Genomic DNA, 20142 nt, shown 5'->3' with positions numbered 1-20142 from the left:
TTCTGTGCCACGTCAGCGAGTTAGCCGGAGAGGCCCGTCTTTGCTAGAGTACGGTGTGGCGGCGTCCGTCGGTGACGGTGTTGACGATGTCGGTTTCGACATTAGTGACGAGAGTGGGGACGATGGCGTGACGCATCGGCGTACAGGCATTGCCTTATCATTTTCCCCTGAAGAAGTATGAAATGTTTCTGTCAGTGCTTAACCGCTCTAAAATTGTTTTCTTGAACGGCCGACGATAATTATTGTGTACAGTAGTATTTTTACTGAGGTACACGATGCTTTTTATAAATGCTCAATCTCGAATTGATGTTAAAACAGACACGATTTACTCCGCGTTTTTGAAAAAAACCAATAACAACACACTTTCCTCGAAAACATTAAAGAAGTTGGCGAAAATAGCCAGTACTTCCTTCGAACTGCCTAAGGCGGATGCCAAGCGAATTTTTAAAAATAATAAACCCGTTACGCCATCGGATGCGTCGATAATATTGGCGTATAATATCGGTAAAGCGCTGGCGCAAGTGTCTAATGACAATCTCAGGTCGCAATTGAAGGCGTTTGTCGCGCATTGCGGAAGACCTTCTGTTGATAACAACCCAAAAATAGGGATCCCGTGCTCGGCGTCATCCTGCTCCGCCACTACCTCTGAATTTATAGAAAAAAATAGCGATAGGATCGGTGCTCCGCTAGGGGAAGGGACGCAGGCCATTGTGGTTGAAGATAACAAAAATCCAGGCAAAGTATTGAAAGTTTTCTATGATGATGTGTCGCCCGATGAGGTTGTGCGGCAATTATGGTAATGAGTCTGCCTGTATTATTGCTCAGGGGATTATTAAGATGGATAAAATTGATGGTGTTCCTTTGTCAAATGTTAACTATTTTTTTGAAGGTGCTGCGAATGACTTTATTTCGTTGTTATACGAAATGTGTGACAAAGGCTGTCCTCCCACAGATATGTCGGAAAATAATTTCTTATAAAACGCGTCAAGGAATCAATTTTACCCTATTGATATCTCCTATTTCCCCGGAGACAACATTAACAGTGGTGGTGTAAATTATATTCTCAAGCTAATCGCAGAAAAAAGCCAACATCCGCTATTGGATGGTTGATGACAGAGTATATCGGTGAGTATTGCGAAAGCACCAGTGAAAGCATTGATGGTGTCGTTGGCCTAAATCTTGCTATACCGAATACACCGCAGCCCGTACTCATCAACAAGGATCATCATCATGTGTCTCGGCATTCCCGGAAAAGTCATCGCACTGGCGGACAACGTGCAGGATACGGCGTGGGTAGATGTATGCTGCGTTAAGCGCGAAGTGAATATTGCGCTAGTGTCGGATGGCGTTCAGGCTGCCTGCCTGATCGGCAGTTGGGTGTTGGTACACGTCGGGTTTGCCATGAGTCGGTTGGATGAACACAAAGCGCTCGACACGCTGGCAGCACTGCGCCAAATGGAAGAGGTAGAGCACGATGTTACAATATTTCTGAAACAGTGAGCCCTTTTGTGATTTACGTCAAGAAATGTAAATTTTAAAACGTGACAATGAAAATAACTCTCATTGTTGATGACCATCGCATTTATGTCTATTTGGAATAAGTGTTTAATTTTAATGTATTTTATGTTCTTCAGCCTGTCGGCGTTAGCTGCAACGGATTACAACACCTTCATCCATGATATTCAGGGCCGCCTGGATAAGACCGCTGAACTCTACCAGCAGCAGAAGCCGGATGAAGCCCGTACCGAAGTTCAAATGGCCTACTTCGAGGTGTTTGAGAACCTGGAAGGGCCAATTCGTATAAATATCTCCGCGCAGAAAAGTTATCAACTGGAAGCCACCTTTGGTGAAATTCGCCGCATGATTGGCGAAGGTAAGCCGCAAGCCGACATTCAGGCCAAGGTGAACTGGCTGAAAGGCGAGTTAGACAGCGTGTTACCGATGTTGACTGACGGCCACAAATTGGTGGCGCAGGAGCAACACGGGGCTTATGGCAACAGTGATATCGCCCTCTACTGGCAGCAAAGTTTCAAGACCATTGACGATGGGTTGGCGCAAGCAGTGGCTGACTACCAGGCGGGCGACTATCAGAAAGCCAGTCAAAGCGTACAGCAGGCACACTATCAGGGATTTAAAAACTCCGAGATGGAAATGTCAGTGCGCCAAAACCGCTCCTCGCAGCAAGCCGCCTCGATCAACCAGCAGTTTAGTGCACTGATCGCGCTAACCGCCCAGCCGGATCAAATGAGCGAAGTGGCTTATCGGGTCACCACGCTGTTGCAAGATATCGAAGATGTGTTGCCGGGCTTGCCCACCACCCGAGACGACCAGCCGGTATCAGCGGCACCGGATAGCAGTATCGCTGGCGCTGACGTCCCGGATGCAGACTGGGCCAGCGTAGTTAACAACATCAACCAGGCTATCGCAGCGGCGATTGCGCAGTATGAAAGCGGGCAGGCAAAACTGGCCATTATGGCGGTACAGGATGCCTACTTCGATCTGTTTGAAGCCAGCGGAATGGAGAACAAAGTCGGCTCGCGTGATTCCACATTCAAATCCACGCTGGAAGGCTACTTCACCCGTCTGGTCAGCATGATGAGCGCCGGACAGCCGGTTTCTGAGCTGCATGCGCAGGCCGATGCGATGCAACAGGACTTGGCTAACGCGGTCACCATGCTGGGCAGTGGCAGTGAAACGCACTGGAACCTGCTGATCTACAGTCTGCTGATCATCGTGCGCGAAGGACTGGAGGCGCTGCTGATCGTGGCTGCTATCGTGGCCTATATGGTGAAAAACAATCATAATGACAAGCTGCCGTTAATTCGCCAGTCGGTGTACGTGGCGCTGTTGTGCAGCGTGTTGACCGCCGTGCTGTTCCAGATGCTGTTCAGTAATTCCGGTGCCAGCCGCGAATTGCTGGAAGGGTTCACCATGCTGATTGCGGTGGTGATGCTGTTCAGCATGAGCTATTGGCTACTGTCGAAAGTCGAAGCCCGACATTGGAAAGCGTATCTGGAAGGAAAGCTGTCGCACTCCCTGAGTAGCGGTTCAGTAATCGGTTTGTGGCTGACCAGCTTCCTGGCGGTATACCGCGAAGGCGCGGAAACGGTACTGTTCTACTTTGCGTTAGTGGGGGATGCCAGCAACGTAGCGGGGCACCTCTCTATTTTGGCGGGCTTCCTGATTGGCTGCGTGTATTGCTTATCGCTTATCTGGTGATGCGCTTTACAGTAGTCAAACTGCCGCTGAAACCCTTCTTCATGTTTACCAGCTGTTTTATGTACCTGATGGCGTTTTTGTTCGCCGGTAAAGGGGTACTGGAGTTAATCGAAGGCAAGCTGTTTGAGCCGACGCTGTTGACGTGGGTTCCGGAAATCAGCGTATTGGGGATCTACCCCTACGTCGAAACGCTGATACCGCAAGTCGTATTGGTGTTCGCTGCTCTGGCCGCGCTGTGGATTATGCGTCAGCGCGCTGAGACGTTCGAATACGGGAAGCAATGATAAGCAAAAATCAAAAAAAACATGATATTGATGATATGAGGATGGGTTTGATGAAGATGCAAAAAAGTTTGATTGCCAGCGCGATTATTGCCGGAGTATTAACGGCACCTGCCGCGTTCGCGTTTACCGAACATCCGGCTGGCGAGCCGATCACCATTAACGAACTGGAGATCGCTGCGCTCTACTTGCAACCGATTGACATGGAACCGCGCGGCATGGGTCTGCCTGCGGCTAAATCCGATATTCACCTGGAAGCAGATATCCACGCCGTGGAAGGTAACAAAAACGGCTTCGGCACAGGAGAATGGATGCCGTACCTGACCATCGCTTACACCCTGGTGAACACCGATACCGGTGCCAAACAGGAAGGGACCTTCATGCCGATGGTGGCGAGCGATGGCCCGCACTACGGTGCCAACATCAAAATAATGGGCGTAGGTAACTACAAAGTGACCTACCACATTGAGCCACCGTCAAAAGCCGGTATGCACCGCCATACCGATGGTAAAACCGGTGTTGGCCGCTGGTGGAAACCGTTTGATGTCAGCTATGACTTCAAATACCTTGGTCTGGACAAATAATTCGATCCTGGATTGCGTAAGGCCGTTACGGAAACTCCCCCTGCCGCCCTGGGCGCGGGGGGCTTCGCCTGAGTGTGCGTTATGAGTCATTTTTTTGTTACCGTGCTACAAGCGTTTTTACCTGTTGCACTGCTGTTAGGGCTCCACTGGAGTCACCGTTCAGCTCCTCGTCTGCGCCCAATAGTGTGGACCACGCTACTGGCGTTGCTGGTCGGTACGTTGGTGGGAATTCGCCTGCCTTCCAGTCAAACCGTTCAACTCATCTTTACCCTGATTCAACTGGCCGCGCTGGCGCTGTTTTTACTGAGCCAGTTCGCGCAGAGTAGCAAACTCGGCTACCTCTGGCAGGAGCTGTTGATCATCGGGGCCGCAGTGCATTGAGGCGACGATCCCAATCTGACGGCACTGACTACCACCCATGTGGTGAACACCGATTTACTGTTAAATATCAGCGCGGTGATTCTGGCCTTTGGTTGGGTCGCTTTTAGTGCCGTGCTGTGCGGCATGATGGTGCGGCGTTTACCGCGTCTGCGCTGGCCGCTACTGCTGCTGCTGGTGGTATTGCTGGCGCTGCCGCTGAGCGGCGGTCTGATGTTACTGTTGATGAAGCTGCAAGCGCTGGGCTTGACCAAACCGCGCCTGAGCTTTGTGGCGCGCGTCACCAATAACGGCGCGGCGCTTAACTATTTCTGCGCACTACTGTTGGCGCTGCTATCGGCCGGTTTCATGTTGCCGTTGCTGAAAACCCGTCAGCAGATGCAGGCAACCGATGAAACGATAGCCAGGCGCAAGGCAACGGCTGATTATCGGAATACGCGCCGGACCTTTACCGCCGCTTTGGTTGCGCTGTTGGTGGTGGCACTGGGGCAGCTTTACTGGGACAAAGTGGCATCGCAGCCGCCGCGCTTGTCGGAAGCGCAACCCGTGACTCTGGGCCCGGATGGCAAAGTACATATTCCTATCGAGCAGGTGCGTGACGGCAAGCTGCACCGCTTTGTCTGGATTGCCGATGACGTTAAAGCCGTTCGCTTCTTTGTGATTAACCGCTATCCCGACCGACTTCGCCTCGGCGTGGTGTTTGATGCCTGCCTGCTGTGTGGCGATCAGGGCTACGTTATGGAAGGCAATCAGGTGATTTGTATGGCTTGCGGTGTGCGGATCTTTATTCCTTCCATCGGTAAAGCCGGTGGATGTAACCCGGTACCGATTGAAGGCTGGAGCAACGACGACAACGAACTGGTGATCAGCTACGCGTCGCTGGCGGTGGGAGCGAACTACTTCACCACCGTGGTTTCCATGGATGTGGTGGATCCGGTTGACGGCAGCAAGCTGACCAACCTGAAAGCCGAGCACAAATACCGCTATGCCGGGAAGACCTACTTCTTTGCATCGGAAGCCAACTACAACAAGTTCCGTGAGAATCCCCGCCGCTTCGTGACAGCACATCCAGCGGGTAATACCGAGTCTGCGACGGATAACGCCGCAGCGGACGAGGAGGAATAATCATGTTATGGCGCATGCTACGTCAGTCATGGAGTCGCAATGTGCGGCGCAAATCGCTGGCGGTATTGACGGTGTTTCTGGCTGCCGGGTTGATCTCGGCGCTGCTGGCGGTATCGATCGATATTGGCGACAAAATGGCGCGCGAGCTGAAATCCTACGGTGCCAATATTCTGGTGGAGCCCGCCGGTCAGGCGGCGCTGCCCGCGCTGTTTGGTGAAAACAGCAATCCGCTGGCCAGTGAAGAGTTTCTTGATGAATCAGAACTGCCCAACATCAAGGATATCTTTTGGCGTAACAATATCGTCGGCTTTGCACCCCTGCTCAGCGGGGATGTGATCGTTGCCGGCAAGCACATTTCCGTGCTCGGCACCTTCTTTTCTCAGCCAATCACCATCCCGGATGAAGAGGACTACCACACCGGACAACAGAGCGTCAGCCCTTACTGGCAGGTGACCGGCAATTGGCCGACCGAACCGGTGAGCGAAAGCGCCTTGCAGAGCGGGCAGGGGATTGACGTGCTGGCGGGAAAACAACTGGCACAGCAAAACGGCTGGCAGGTGGGGCAAACGTTACGTTTGCAAGGGCCTGAACGCACGCTGGATGTGCGTATCAGCGGTATTCTTGCCAGCGGTGGCGATGAAGAGAACCGCCTGGTGATGCCGCTGGCAGCGGTGCAGAACATGCTGGGACTGGAAGGCAAGATTCAGGCCGTGCGTGTGTCTGCACTGACAGTGCCGGAAAACGAGCTGTCACGCCGGGCGCGGGAGAATCTCGAAGCGCTCAAAGCGGAAGAGTATGACCTGTGGTATTGCACCGCTTACGTGTCGTCGATTGCCCACCAGTTGGAAGAAGCCATATAAGGATCGGTGGTTCGACCTATCTGGCAAGTGGCGGCGTCAGAAGGAGTGGTGATCGACAAAATTCAGTTGCTGCTGGGCGTGGTGACCTTTCCCGCACTGGTCGCTGCCGCCATGGGCATTGCGTCATTGATGACCAGTACCATCATGGAACGCTCCAAGGAAATCGGTTTGATGAAAGCGCTCGGCGCACGGCAGTGGCAGATCATGCTGCTGTTCTATCTTGAAGCGGCGATGAGCGGCTTGCTCGGCGGCGCATTAGGGTGTATCGCCGGTTGGGGATTGGCGCGTGCGATTGGCTTGATGCTGTTCGGCGTACCGCTCAGTTTCGCCTGGGTGGTGATCCCATGTGTACTGGTGATCGCTATGCTGATTGCCGTTATAGGCACCTGGTTCCCGGCGCGGCGCATTGCCCGACTCTACCCGGTGGAGGTGCTGTATGGCCGCTAATCACTCGGGTTCAGAGCGTAGGATCGGCAGTATGTTTTGGCGGTTGGTGATTCGCGCATTGCGCTTACGCATGCAGCGTGTCAGCGTGGTGTTTGCCGCACTGATGGTCGGTGCCGCCATCGTTACCGCTATGTCGGCGGTGTATTTTGATATCAACGCCAAAATGAGCCAGGAGCTGCGTACCTTTGGTGCCAACTTTTTATTGGTCCGGCGCACGGCGGCGCCTTGGCGCAAAGCGGCTTTCAGCCGATTCTCGACAACGCCCCGCCGGGGTTAATCAATGCCGCCAGCCCGTATTTGTACGGTATGGCGCGTACCGAGTTGGAAAAAGTGGTGTTGATGGGCGTGTGGTTTGATGCGCTGCGCCAACTCTCTCCCTACTGGCAGGTAACTGGCGACTGAATTGGCGTCAAGTTTGACGATCGTAACGCGATGATCGGCGTCAAGCTGGCGGAGCGACTGCATGTCAAAGTCGGCGATAACGTCACGCTGATCGATGGCAGCGAGCATCAGCGCCTGCGCATCAAAGGGATTGTTGAAGCCGGTGACGCTACCGACAATATGCTGATTGTGAATCTGGAGTTGGCGCAAAAATGGCTGCAAAAGGAAGGCACCATCAATAACGCTCTGCTGAGTGTCAGTAATGATCTGGGACAGGTGGATCGCTTTGCCGCCAGCCTGCAACAACAATATCCTGACCTCGAGATCCGGCCTATCCTGAAAGTTTCCGCCTCGGAAGGGCAGGTGCTGGACAAGATTAAAGGGCTGATGGGATTGGTTTCTGCCATTATTCTGGTGCTCTCTTCTCTGTGTGTGAACACCACCTTGATAGCGATTGTCGGTGAGCGTGCCAAAGAGTTTGCGTTGCAGAAAGCGTTAGGCGCGAGCGGCAAAGATATCGTACGCCAGATGTTGGCCGAAACCGGTGTGATTGCGCTTGCGGCGGTGGTGTGTGGTTACCTGCTCGGTTATCTGTTGGCACAGGTGCTGGGACTGACGGTGTTCAATGCCAGCATTTCGCTGCGTGCGCCGGTGCTGCCGCTGTGTTTCCTACCCGGCGCGCGATCCACGTCGAGCCCGCTAAAGTGTTAAAAGGGGAGTGATTCAATGGGTGTTGCACATAACCCGCAAGAGGCGGTGATTGAAACCCGCCAACTGTACAAACGCTTCGGGCAGGTCACTGCGCTGGAAAACATCAATATCCGTATTCAGCGCGGTGAATTTGTCGCCATCATGGGCGCATCCGGCTCGGGGAAAACTACGCTGATGAATATCCTCACCTGCCTCGATACCTTGACAGAAGGGCAGGTGCTGCTGGATGGCGTCGATGCTGCAGCGCTGGATGAAGAAGGACGGCGACGCTTTCGCGCGGACAAAATCGGGCTGGTGTTTCAGCAGTTCCACCTGATCCCGTTTCTCACTGCGCTGGAAAACGTGATGCTGGTGCAGGTCGGGCTGGAGCACCGAACCGATCACCTGCCGAGTCAGCTTTCCGAAGAGAACGAACAGCGCGTGCTGGCGCTGTTGCAGGATCTGCATCATCAGGGACGTACCATTGTCATGGTGACGCACAACCCGGAACTGGGGCGTTTTGCCGATCGTATTATCCGCTTGCAGCACGGCAAGTACCTGAGCGAGGAGGTTCAACAACATGCAGTGGCGTAAACTGATAACGCTAGGGTGTCTGATGGGCGCGCTGGCACTGCTGTCGGGTTGCAAAGAAGAGCAGGTACAGGTTGGCGCCCGTGCGCCTGCGCTGGCGGCCTACGATCTGGCCGGACAACAGGTGGAACTGGCGCGCTGGCAGGGCAAACAGGTTTATCTCAACTTTTGGTCTTCCGGCTGTGGTGGCTGTCTGGCATAGATGGCCACGTTGGAGAAACTGAGCAAAACCTACGCGGATAACGTGGTGGTGGTCGCGGTGAATACCGATCCTGACGGGGTGGATATTGCTGCACTGTTGGCGCAACAGCACATCAGCTATCCGGTCATTCGTGACCAACTGGGCATTACCAAGGAGCGCTATCAGGTGGTGGGTACGCCAACCTCGTTCGTGATTGACGCATCAGGTAAAGTGACAGCCCAGCATGAAGGTGCCCGCAATGAGCAACAGTTAACGGCGCTGTTCAAACAACTCGCCGCCGGGGCCTAATCCCCTTTAGCCCGTGGCGCAGGGAGAACCCTGCGCCGCCTTCAGGTTTATTTTTCCTGCACCGCCGTATCCACCTTCACCACGACAGGTTTTGGTTTGATACGCATGGCACTCACCACACCCACCAACAAACAGAAGATGCCGCACAGTGTCAGCAGCGGCGGCCACGCTTGACGCAGCATAAAAAAGGTGTAGGTCAGCCCGGCCAGCGTTTCGAATACGATCAACGGCCCTACCAGTACCGTCGGCAGGCGTTGGCTAGCCTGATTCCAGCAGAAGGTGCCAAGCCAGGAGCAGAGCAACCCAATCGCCAGCATTAAGCCAATAAACACCAGTGGGCGCGGGCCAAACGGCAGGGAAAAGTCCGGTTTGGTCAGGGCCAGTTGCCCGCTGACTATCACATAGGCCAGCAAGGCCATGGGTAACGTCACCATTCCTTGCGCGGTGGCCCAGGTGGTGGATTTTTTATCCAAATTACGGCGCAGCCAGCGTGCATTACGCAGCGGATACCAGGTCCAGCAGATGACAGCGATAATTGCCATGCCGATCCCACTCAGGTAGCGCTCCATATCGACCTGATCATCCTGAGCGCTCAGTTCCGCCAGATTTACGCATAACAGCCCAAGCAAAATCAGCAGCAGCGGCGGCGTTAATCGCCTCCAGGAGAGCACGCCTTCCTGTCGCCCGTACAGCAGATTAGCGGTAACGGCAATCACTACCGGCAGCGTGCCGATAATCATGGTAGAGACGGGAGCGCCGGTACGCTGGATGGCGCTGGCAAGGAAAAAGTAATAGAGCAGATTACCCACCGCTGAAAGCTTCAGCGCTTCGATCCAGTCCGCACGGCTCAACCGACGCAGACGTTTCCTGTCAGCCCATCCCAGCGCTATAAGTCCAAACGCCACATAACGACCCGCAGACTGCAACGCGGCAGGGTATTCCGGCACCATCAACGGGCCCACAAAAATCAGCCCCCACATCAAACCCGCCGTCAGGGCGAAAACGATACCGCTTAACATATCACACCCGTTACCCATTTATGCTTGAAGGGCCAAGCCCTTGTGTTGTCGTATCACGAGAAGCCTAACCGGTAAGTCGGATAACATATTGTAGGATATTGCGCTTTTTTTAGCGGAGGCGGCTGTACGGCATAACCTGTTTTTGATAGCGAACCGGAGTAATGCCGTAACGCTGGGCAAAGCTGCGCGTCAGATGGGCCTGATTTGTCAGCCCGACCTCCGCCGCCACCTGTGCGGCGGGCATACCGCGGCACAGCAGCTGTTTGGCCCGCTGCAAACGGATCGCCATCAGCATCTGGTGCGGGGTGACGTGATAGTGCGCTTTAAAGCACCGCTGGAAATGGTAAGGGCTGAGGGATGCGACGGCGGCCAGCTCGTTAAGCGCGATGGCCTGAGCGAAGTTATCGTTAAGGTAGTGCTTCACGTCGTCAAAGCGCGACAGGGCATGCGTTTGTAACGGCTGTGCCAGGCGGGCAAAGGGACGAAAGATATCGATGATGCTTAGCATCAGGCTGTCACAAGTCAGCGGATCGTGAACACGCCACAGCGCGGCCAGCAGCGCAGAAAGCTGGCGGGCTGCCAGTGGAGCATGCCGCACCACATCACTAAACCACCAGCCTTGCTCACCGGAGAGCGCCTCTAACTTTGTGGGATCGATATAGATCATGCGGTAACGCCACCCTTCCTCGCCGACAGCCTGCCCGGTATGCAGTTCATCTGGATTCATCAACACCAGCGTATCCTGCGCTGCCACGTGCTGAGCCCCTCGATAGCGAAACTGCTCGGCACCAAAGTCGATAGTGCCGATACCAAAGGCGTCATGGGTATGGGGTTCGAAAGCACAGCGGGCAATGTGCGCCTGATATAATTCAACGCCGGGTTGCTGCGGCACATGACGAAATTGCGCGCGATCCAACGGACCTTGGAACATCTCGCGATCGACGCCTTCTTTTTTATCCAACAGCGAGAGAGGGGCGTTATTCATGTGCAGATCCATGACGTATTTTTGACGGAGTAAAACCGGATTTATATAAATCATAACAAAAAGATTTATCGATCCGCTAAGGAAATTAAATCCACATAAAAAGTGATTATTTTAATATTTTGATTATAAAAGTTTTAATCTCTTTATGCTTCAAAAGCCGTTGCTCAGATGGCCACGGCTTATTTTCTTAGTAGAAAATAATATAACACTATCCGATTGCTTATTTGTCGCGGCATTTTTTCCCCCGTATCTATATGGCGTTAGGGTAAAACGATGTAGAGATGGAGAACAACGTGAATTTTCAACAACTGAAGATTATTCGAGAATCAGCACGGAGTAACTATAATCTGACAGAAGTCGCCAATTCGCTGTTTACGTCTCAGTCGGGCGTGAGTCGCCATATCCGAGAACTGGAAGAAGAACTGGGCATCGAAATCTTTATTCGCCGAGGCAAACGACTGCTTGGCATGACCGAGCCAGGCAAAGAGTTGCTGGTGGTCGCGGAACGTATTTTGAATGATGCCAACAACATTCGTCGTCTGGCTAATGTGTTCACCAATAACGATGTGGGCCAACTGGTGATTGCCACCACGCACACACAGGCGCGCTACAGCCTGCCCAATGTGGTTAAAGAGTTTCGTGCCATCTATCCGCAAGTGCGCTTGGTGCTTAACCGGGGCACGCCGGACGATATCGTTGCCATGCTGCACTCCGGTGAAGCGGATATCGGCATTGCCAGTGAGCAACTGATGAATGACGCCACGCTGGCGGCATTTCCCTATTACCGCTGGCATCACGCTATCCTGGTGCCGCAGCAACACCCCCTGATAGACATGCCAACGGTGACGCTGGATATGCTCAGCAAACTGCGGCTGATCAGTTATCGACAAGGGATTACCGGGTGTTCTCGCGTCGATCGCGCTTTTCTGGCGGCAGGCATGACGCCGGATATCGCCCTGAGCGCGCAGGATTCGGATGTGATTAAAACTTACGTTGAATTGGGTTTAGGGGTGGGAAGTGTTGCCGATCATTCCTACGAGCCAGCGCGTGATAAAGGGCTGGTAAGCTTGAATGCCGAGCATCTGTTTGAAGGGAACACGGTGTGGATTGGGCTGAAGAAAAGTCAGCTACAGCGCAACTATGCCTGGAAATTCTTGCAACTGTGCAACAGCAAACTCTCGCTGGATGAGATCAAGGATAAAGTCTTTTCGGATAACGCAGAGTCGGTTATCGACTACCAGATTTAGCGCCTATTCCATTAGGCTGTTTTACTTACCATTTTAGCACCGGGCAGTGCTCGAAATCCTCACGTACTCCGTGTAAGCTCCGGTTTCTGCGCGCCGTACGTGACCAAACTGGCTGCGCCAATGACGCCTACTGGGATAGGCTTTTAACCCACGAATTCTCACACTCGTGATTTGCTTGATATCGATCAAGTGAATCGCTATTCGTGGCCGTTATGCATCCTGCTGCTGCATTTACCTCAGTCTGACATATCTTCTTTATCTTTTCTTTAGCGTGGTGAATAACTTCTTTTTTCACCAATTTTTCAGTGTTTTATCACATTTTTTGACATAACTGTGACTTTTGACGCTGTTTGCCTGCTTGATCTCACGGAAATGGGATAGTAGTATCCCCGGCCATAACAATAACGTATGTCTGATGTTTTGCTTTCAGATACAGTCACTTGTCAATCCATTCAGCACTATTGCGGTCCGTATTCAAACGTGTGCGCCGTACCAAGGGTTATCAAGATGTACTGCATCAGCATTCACATTGGTCGCATTTTATCTCAGCCACCCTTGTGCGCCGTTCAACCGGAAGAGAGGCGCTGTGGCCGTACGTTCGCGGCACCGGGTGGTCTTGCAATGGAATTCACTATGAAATCAATCAAAATCAGCCTAGCCTGGCAAATCTTTATTGCGTTGTTCCTTGGCATCCTTGTTGGTGCCGTACTGCATGAAAGCCCCGATGAGTGCCAGTGGCTTATCAGTAACATTTTGAGTCCCGCCGGTGATATTTTTATTCGGCTAATCAAAATGATCGTGGTGCCAATTGTGATCGCCACGCTGATCGTGGGCATCGCAGGGGTTGGGGATGCCAAGAAGTTGGGGCGTATTGGTCTTAAGACTATTGTCTATTTTGAGGTGATCACCACCTTTGCCATTATTCTTGGCATTACGCTGGCAAACCTGTTCCAACCCGGTCACGGTATTGATATGTCATCATTGACCACGATGGACATCTCTCAGTACCAAAAGACCACCGAACAGGTGCAGAGTGGGTCGCACAGTTTGGTGGTGACCGTGTTGTCGCTCATCCCCCCCAACATTTTTGCGGCGATTGCCAATGGTGATATATTGCCGATTATCTTCTTTTCCGTCATGTTTGGGCTGGGGCTGTCGTCGCTCCCCAAAGCTCACTGCGATCCGCTGTTGAACGTGTTTCGCTGCGTATCGGAAACCATGTTTAAAGTCACTCACATGATCATGCGCTACGCGCCGGTTGGGGTGTTTGCGTTGATTTCGGTGACAGTAGCCAACTTCGGTTTTGCTTCGTTGTGGCCGCTCGCCAAACTGGTGATTCTGGTGTATGTCGCCATTCTGTTCTTCGCGCTGGTGGTCTTGGGTGTGGTGGCTCGCTTGTGCCGTCTGCGTGTCACTATGCTGATCCGTATTTTGAAAGATGAACTGATCCTGGCCTACTCCACCGCCAGTTCAGAAAGCGTGTTGCCGCGCATCATTGAAAAGATGGAAGCCTACGGCGCGCCAAAATCGATCACCAGTTTTGTGGTGCCGACGGGTTACTCGTTTAACCTGGACGGCTCCACGCTGTACCAAAGTATCGCCGCCATTTTCATTGCTCAACTCTATGGCATCGATCTGTCTCTGTGGCAGGAGATTGTGCTGGTGTTAACCCTGATGCTTACCTCCAAAGGCATTGCCGGGGTGCCGGGCGTCTCGTTTGTGGTCCTGCTGGCAACCTTGGGCAGCGTGGGCATTCCGCTTGAGGGGTTGGCCTTTATTGCCGGTGTGGATCGCATCATGGACATGGCGCGCACGGCGCTGAACGTAGTGGGCAACGCGCTTGCCGTACTGGTCATTGCGAAGTGGGAGGGGCAGTTTGATGAAGAGAAAGCCCGTGCCTACGAGCGTGAAATCACGGGCACTGACTCACGACTGGTACAGAGCAAGGTTTGATTAACGCCTTGGAATGACAATGAAAAAACCGCCCGAGAACCGGGCGGTTTTTTTGTGGCAGGAATCAGAGGAAGCCGTACATGGCGGCAAATACCCAGCCAAACACACAGGATGTGGATACGCCAATCAACCCCGGCAGAATAAAGCTGTGGTTGATAACGAAGCGGCCAATCTTGGTGGTACCGGAACGGTCAAACTGGATGGCAGCCAGATCGCTTGGGTAGGTTGGCAGAATATAGTAGCCATAGCAGGCAGGCGATGAGGCGACGATATACGCCGGGTCCACACCGATGGCTAACGCTACCGGCACGATTGCCGCCAGTGCTGCCGCCTGCGAGTTAACAAACTTCGACACCAGCAGCAAGATCAAGGAATAAGCCCACGGGTACTCTTTCACCAGCGTGCCCAGCGTGGCTTTGATTTGATCCAGATGCGCACAGAACATGGTCTCTGCCATCCAGGCAATCCCATACACCGCAACGATGGTGATCATCCCAGAGCGGAAGACCTCGTTTTTGGAGATATTGGCCGGATTGGTTTTAGTAGGAATGATAATCACTGCACCCGTAAACAGCATGAACATCTGGATAACCAGCACCATGGAAAGCGGTTTACCGCCAAAGCTTGGGCGCAAGTCGGCATCGGCACCGAGAATCGCTACCGCAGCAATGGCTGCCAGGAAGATCCACATGGCAACCCAGTTGCTCTTGGGCAGTTTTTTATCCAGTAGCGTAGCAGTATCACCGTAAACGTAATGCTTGTTTTCTGGCACGGAAATGAATTTTTGGAAGTCTTCATCTTTATCCAGATCTTTACCGCGGAACCAACTGAAAATACCAATTGCCTGAATACCTAACAGCGTTGACGGAATGGTAATGGCCAGCAGATCGAGAAATTCCAGATGGCGATCGTTAAAAGTAAAATTCTCCAGCATGGCAACTAACGAAACCACCGCTACGGAAACCGGGCTGGCGATAATCCCCATTTGTGCGCCGATCGAACTGGCTGCCATGGGGCGTTCCGGACGGATATTATTTTTGATGGCGACATCATAAATAATCGGCAGGATGGTATACACCACATAGCCGGTACCGCAAAGAATGGTCAGGATACAAGTGACAAACGGTGCGATGATAGAAACGTATTTCGGCTTACGGCGCAGCAGACGTTCTGCGATTTGCAGCATCACATCCAACCCACCAGAGGCCTGGAGGGTGGCGGAAGCAGCAACCACCGCGATAATCACCAGCATAACGTCGACGGGGCGGCGTGCCGGGTTTGAGTTTAAACACAAAGACCAGGATAACCAGCCCGATACCGCCGAGCAGGCCGAGTGCTATACCGCCTTTTCTTGCCCCGTAAAAAAGGCAGATCAGAACGATCACTAATTGAATGATAAAATCCATAGGTACCCCATTGCTCAATATTGACGAGATAAATTAATTAAGTTGGCTTACTGTCGTCGTGGGTACTATAGGGATTATTGGATTATTGGATTATTATTTATTTGACCCATGTCTACAATTTTTTATATTTACAAACTTTAATTTAAATAAAAGAAGCAGATCCCAATAATAATTATTTGGTTTATTTAGTTATTTAACTCTAAAATTAATTATATTAGGAAGATTAAAACAGAGGATGGATTTATTACGTTAATTATCTTATTTAATGTTTATTATATTTTTCAATGTTGTTTTTAATTTGTTGTTTTATTGATTTGCTTAAGTTTGTTTTTTGCTACTAAATCGATAATAAAAAGAAGAAGGTGTACTTTGCGCAATGTTTATTATCTATAATAATGATTTTCAATGCCTTTACCTCTTTGGTGGTAAGGTTTTTTTTCATTGCCGCGATGCTGTTGTAGCAAGCATTGTGCCAGTTGTCATGTTACGGCTTTCGCTAAAATCGGTTTTCACCTTTATTGCGCTTTCTCCTACCGAAGAAGAAAACCGATGTGGTGTTTTTTTATAGCATAATCGGTTATTAAAAAAATTATTTACTGTCTGATTTAAGAATAACTTTAGTCAGCATGAAGAAAATATATAGGCTGTTTATGTAAGGTTGGCAGATTTGCTTTTGTTATCGTATTGCTGCCATGAGCAGGCTGAGATGTTGGACTACACTTAAGGGTCAAAGATACAGCCAGTAAACAGGTAGAAGAGGTCAATATGGCAGAACAAACCATGCAGATAACAGACTGATTTTTGGTGACGAGGACGCGATGATGCACGACAAACTGCTGATAGACGGTAAGCTCGAAGCGGGCCAGGGCACTGCGCTGGCGGTGTTCAACCCCGCGACGGGGGAAGAAATTGCACGTATACCCCAGGCTGACCTGCACCAGGTTGATGCAGCCGTGCGCGCTGCGGAAAGCGCTTTTGCGCAATGGGGGCAGACCACGCCAAAAACCCGCTCGTTGCTGCTGTTGGAACTGGCGGATGCTATTGAGCAGCACGCAGAAACCTTCGCGCGTCTTGAGTCGTTAAACTACGGAAAACCCTATCACGCTGTGCTGAATGATGAATTGCCCGCCGTGGCGGACGTTTTCCGCTTTTTCGCCGGTGCAGCAAGATGCCTGAGTGGCTCAGCCGCGGGCGAATATCTGGAAGGGCATACGTCAATGATTCGACGCGATCCCATCGGCGTAGTGACCTCCATTGCGCCCTGGAACTACCCGTTGATGATGGCCGCCTGGAAACTGGCACCCGCGCTCGCGGCTGGGAACTGTGTGGTCTTGAAACCGGCGGAGCAAACGCCGCTTACCACGTTCCATCTGGCGTCTTTATTGGCTAACATTTTCCCTGCGGGTGTGGTCAATGTGGTATTCGGTACCGGTATGGCAATTGGCGATGCACTGACCCGGCATCCTCTGGTAAATATGGTGTCGCTCACGGGATCGATTGTGACCGGGGCACATATTCTGTCGCACACTGCTTCCAGCATTAAACGTACACATATGGAACTGGGCGGTAAAGCGCCGGTTATAGTGTTTGATGACGCCAATATTGATCAGGTGATGGACGGCATTCGCAGCTTTGGTTTTTATAACGCAGGGCAAGATTGCACGGCCGCCTGCCGTTTGTATGTGCAGCGTGGTGTCTATGATGACGTGGTCAGTAAATTGGGTCAGGCCGTCGCCAGCCTCAATATGGGCGATCCGAACAGCGAAGACACAGAGCTCGGGCCGTTGATTACCGCCGCACAGTTAGAGCGTGTTGCCGGCTTCGTTGAACAGGCCAGTGCGTTGCCACACATTCAGGTCATTACGGGGGGCAACGGGTTGATGGGCCGGGGTACAACTTCCAGCCGACCGTTCTGGCGGGTGCACAGCAGGATGACGATATCGTACAAAAAAAGGTATTTGGCCCTGTGGTCTCTATTACCCCATTTGACGATGAGGCGCAAGTTGTCGCCTGGGCGAATGCTTCTGGTTATGGGTTGGCCTCCTCGGTGTGGACGCGTGACGTGGGGCGGGCGCATCGTCTGGCTACGTGTTTGCAATATGGCTGCACCTGGGTCAATACCCACTTTATGCTGGTCAGTGAAATGCCGCACGGTGGGCAGAAACTTTCCGGCTACGGCAAAGACATGTCAATGTATGGATTGGATAATTACACCGTCGTGCGACACATTATGATTCGTCATTGATCGTCGCGAGGTGTGTTTCGTAAATGTTAAGATAAACCTGTCTTATCGGTGTGGATATCTGGTGTCAGGGGCAATCGATGCACTGACGCCAGCGCTTTTTATGACGTTATTCAGATGCTCCATTATGGGGCGATATGCGCGATAATGGGGAAATCATATTGTTTTTCAATATATTTACTCCCATTAGTGTTTTCGATGCGGTAGTTAATTCCGATAAGCACGCATAATCCCACTGCTTTATTCTTGTCGATCTTCCAATATGAAAAATTTGTTTCAAAGTGCGCCTTTTGACAGACAATTGGCGTGTTCTGTGCATTAATTAAATTGATATCACGTGATATCCGTTGCGAAGAAGCACAGTTTGTCCAGACTACGCACTACAATCACCCCGTTAGAGTGTTCTCAACGGGCACTACAGTGGGTCAATAAAGAGACCCTCACGCAAGAAGAAACCATCGCATTAAATCAGGAAGTGCTGAGTAACTTCCGCGATTACGTCAATCCGGGTTTTCTGAGCTACAGAAAATCTGTCACCTCAGGAGGGGACTTTGGCGCCGTAGAGTGGCGTGCCAGCGGTCCGAATACGCTTGTTGATACGCAAGGAAAGGAATATCTCGATTGTCTGGGAGGGTATGGCATTTTCAACGTTGGCCATCGCAACCCGACGGTGCTGGCGGCGGTAGAAAGTCAGTTGGCCAAGCAACCGTTACACAGTCAGGAATTGCTCGATCCGATGCGTGCCATGTTGGCGAAAACGTTGGCTCCGCTTACGCTGGGCAGTTTGCAGTACAGCCTTTTCAGCAACAGCGGCACCGAAGCGGTGGAAGCAGCGCTGAAATTGGCTAAAGCCTATCAGGCGCCGCGCGGACGCTTCACTTTTATCGCAACCAACGGCGCTTTTCACGGCAAGTCGTTAGGGGCGTTATCTGCAACGGCCAAACAGGCGTTTCGGCAACCGTTTATACCGCTGTTACCTGGTTTTCATCATGTGCCTTTTGGTGACATTGAGGCCATGAAACAGCAGGTGGCTTTGTGTGAAAAACGCGGCGATGGCATTGCGGCGATCGTTCTGGAACCGATTCAGGGGGAAGGCGGCGTTATTGTTCCTCCGGCACACTACCTGCCAGCGGTTCGAGCGCTGTGCGATGAAATTGGTGTGCTGCTGATTCTGGATGAAGTGCAAACCGGAATGGGGGGTACGGGTAAGATGTTTGCCTGTGAGCACTATGGCGTGCAACCGGATATCCTCTGTTTGGCGAAAGCGCTGGGGGGGCGGCGTGATGCCCATCGGTGCGACCGTGGCGACAGAAGCAGTCTTTTCGGTGTTGTTCGATAACCCGTTCCTGCATACCACGACGTTTGGTGGTAATCCGTTGGCCTGTACCGCGGCGTTGGCAACCATCAACGTCCTGCTCACGCAGAATCTGGCGGACAGGGCCGCGCAACAAGGGGCGTTTTTACTGGATGGATTACGGCGGTTAGCCACCGAATATCCAGAACTGATTGTCGAGGTGCGCGGTTTAGGCTTGCTGCAAGCGATCGAATTCAGAGAAAACGAAATTGGCTATGCCTTCGCCAGTGCATTCTGGTGGCGGATACGCTGAACAATGCCAAATCGGTTCGCATCGAACCGCCGTTAACCATTACCCACAACCAGTGCGCACAGGTATTATTGCAAGCTGGTGAGGTGTTGAAAAAACTGCGGGGTGCACAACCGAATGACATTCAACTTAAGGAATACGCTGTAGGGTGAAACGCTACCTTGATACGCTGAGTAAAACTAATGCACGAAAGCCGGTCTGCAACCAGACCGGCTTTTTTTATGTGTCGCGCTGCTCCAGTGCGGCCAACAGCGTGTCTAACAGGCCGGGAAACCGGGCATCCAGGTCTTCACGTCGCAGAGAGAGGAGATTTTCACGTCCGTTAGGGCGCTGCCAGATCACACCACTGTCGCGCAAGACCCGCCAATGGTGCGACATCGTAGATTTTGCCGCGCCTTGCGAAAGTGCTCCGCAGGATTGCTCCCCCTGCTGGGCTAAAATACGTACTATTTCCAGCCGTACCGGATTACCCAAAGCCAGCAAAACGTTCTCTAATCGAATCTGCTCAGGGTCGGGATGGTGAGCGATCATAGTACTCCGTATTCTTGTATCAACGGTGCCGCCTGGCCGCCGTATCACTATAACGGGTGCGTTTGATGATGTCATCCTGGCGTGTGTTTTACACCGTGCTGTATTTATC

General features: G+C 52.1%; 12 protein-coding genes and 8 pseudogenes. 16 read left to right on the top strand and 4 right to left on the bottom strand.

Features of this window, described 5'->3' with window-relative positions:
* Positions 1-40: 40 nt before the first annotated feature.
* The 11 genes and pseudogenes from CS369_RS06250 to CS369_RS06200 all read left to right on the top strand — a co-directional run bounded on the left by CS369_RS06250 (position 41) and on the right by CS369_RS06200 (position 9046).
* Positions 41-181: a hypothetical protein gene (locus CS369_RS06250; RefSeq protein ID WP_196906408.1), complete on the top strand. Its 141-nt coding sequence runs from the start codon at positions 41-43 to the stop codon at positions 179-181.
* 94 nt (positions 182-275) lie between these two features.
* Positions 276-800 (top strand): hypothetical protein, encoded by a 525-nt coding sequence (locus CS369_RS06245; RefSeq protein WP_196906407.1) that lies wholly within the window; start codon positions 276-278, stop codon positions 798-800.
* 37 nt (positions 801-837) lie between these two features.
* Complete coding sequence (locus CS369_RS06240) at positions 838-978, top strand: hypothetical protein (protein ID WP_196906406.1); 141 nt, start codon at positions 838-840, stop codon at positions 976-978.
* A gap of 252 nt (positions 979-1230) precedes the next feature.
* Positions 1231-1500 carry a HypC/HybG/HupF family hydrogenase formation chaperone gene (gene hypC / locus CS369_RS06235; protein ID WP_196906405.1) on the top strand — a complete coding sequence of 90 codons (270 nt, stop codon included), beginning with the start codon at positions 1231-1233 and terminating at the stop codon, positions 1498-1500.
* Between the two features lie 84 nt (positions 1501-1584).
* A pseudogene (locus CS369_RS06230) lies at positions 1585-3503 on the top strand (FTR1 family protein).
* A gap of 50 nt (positions 3504-3553) precedes the next feature.
* Entirely contained in the window at positions 3554-4084 is a 531-nt protein-coding gene (locus tag CS369_RS06225) for an iron transporter (protein ID WP_196906404.1), read from the top strand.
* An 81-nt stretch (positions 4085-4165) separates the two neighbouring features.
* Positions 4166-5587, top strand: a pseudogene (locus CS369_RS06220) (Fe-S-containing protein).
* Between the two features lie 2 nt (positions 5588-5589).
* A pseudogene (locus tag CS369_RS06215) lies at positions 5590-6894 on the top strand (ABC transporter permease).
* 31 nt (positions 6895-6925) lie between these two features.
* Positions 6926-7997: pseudogene (locus CS369_RS06210) on the top strand (ABC transporter permease).
* Positions 7998-8001: 4 nt separating this feature from the next.
* Positions 8002-8559, top strand: a complete 558-nt coding sequence (locus tag CS369_RS06205; protein WP_196906403.1) for an ABC transporter ATP-binding protein — start codon at positions 8002-8004, stop codon at positions 8557-8559.
* A pseudogene (locus CS369_RS06200) lies at positions 8546-9046 on the top strand (TlpA family protein disulfide reductase). Before CS369_RS06205 ends, CS369_RS06200 begins: the two are co-directional and overlap by 14 nt.
* Positions 9047-9093: 47 nt before the next feature.
* Here CS369_RS06200 and CS369_RS06195 read toward each other — a convergent pair.
* Positions 9094-10065, bottom strand: a complete 972-nt coding sequence (locus CS369_RS06195) for a DMT family transporter (protein ID WP_196906401.1) — start codon at positions 10063-10065, stop codon at positions 9094-9096.
* A gap of 109 nt (positions 10066-10174) precedes the next feature.
* The gene (locus CS369_RS06190) at positions 10175-10996 is read right to left on the bottom strand and encodes an AraC family transcriptional regulator (protein ID WP_244664820.1); all 822 of its coding nucleotides are present in this window, start codon (positions 10994-10996) and stop codon (positions 10175-10177) included.
* Between the two features lie 347 nt (positions 10997-11343).
* Here CS369_RS06190 and cbl point away from each other — a divergent pair, with 347 nt between their 5' ends.
* Together cbl and gltP are read left to right on the top strand one after the other, a co-directional pair.
* Complete coding sequence (gene cbl / locus CS369_RS06185) at positions 11344-12297, top strand: HTH-type transcriptional regulator Cbl (RefSeq protein ID WP_196906399.1); 954 nt, start codon at positions 11344-11346, stop codon at positions 12295-12297.
* A 633-nt stretch (positions 12298-12930) separates the two neighbouring features.
* Positions 12931-14250, top strand: coding sequence for a glutamate/aspartate:proton symporter GltP (gltP, locus tag CS369_RS06180; RefSeq protein WP_196906398.1), 1320 nt, complete (start codon positions 12931-12933; stop codon positions 14248-14250).
* Between the two features lie 64 nt (positions 14251-14314).
* On the opposite strand, the pseudogene CS369_RS06175 reads toward gltP, so the two are convergent.
* Positions 14315-15656: pseudogene (locus tag CS369_RS06175) on the bottom strand (anaerobic C4-dicarboxylate transporter).
* A 376-nt stretch (positions 15657-16032) separates the two neighbouring features.
* Here CS369_RS06175 and CS369_RS06170 point away from each other — a divergent pair.
* The 3 genes and pseudogenes from CS369_RS06170 to ygjG all read left to right on the top strand — a co-directional run bounded on the left by CS369_RS06170 (position 16033) and on the right by ygjG (position 19654).
* Complete coding sequence (locus CS369_RS06170) at positions 16033-16224, top strand: hypothetical protein (protein WP_196906397.1); 192 nt, start codon at positions 16033-16035, stop codon at positions 16222-16224.
* A gap of 253 nt (positions 16225-16477) precedes the next feature.
* Positions 16478-17901 (top strand): annotated as a pseudogene (gene patD, locus CS369_RS06165) (aminobutyraldehyde dehydrogenase).
* Positions 17902-18262: 361 nt separating this feature from the next.
* A pseudogene (ygjG, locus tag CS369_RS06160) lies at positions 18263-19654 on the top strand (putrescine aminotransferase).
* Positions 19655-19721: 67 nt separating this feature from the next.
* On the opposite strand, the gene CS369_RS06155 reads toward ygjG, so the two are convergent.
* Positions 19722-20033 (bottom strand): helix-turn-helix transcriptional regulator, encoded by a 312-nt coding sequence (locus tag CS369_RS06155; RefSeq protein ID WP_196906396.1) that lies wholly within the window; start codon positions 20031-20033, stop codon positions 19722-19724.
* Between the last annotated feature and the right edge of the window lie 109 nt (positions 20034-20142).

The organism is Candidatus Symbiopectobacterium sp. 'North America', from assembly GCF_015762685.1.
In the GTDB taxonomy this organism is placed as follows: domain Bacteria; phylum Pseudomonadota; class Gammaproteobacteria; order Enterobacterales; family Enterobacteriaceae; genus Symbiopectobacterium.
Note: the sequence above shows the minus strand (reverse complement) of the source record. Positions and strands in the feature narration are given on the sequence as shown.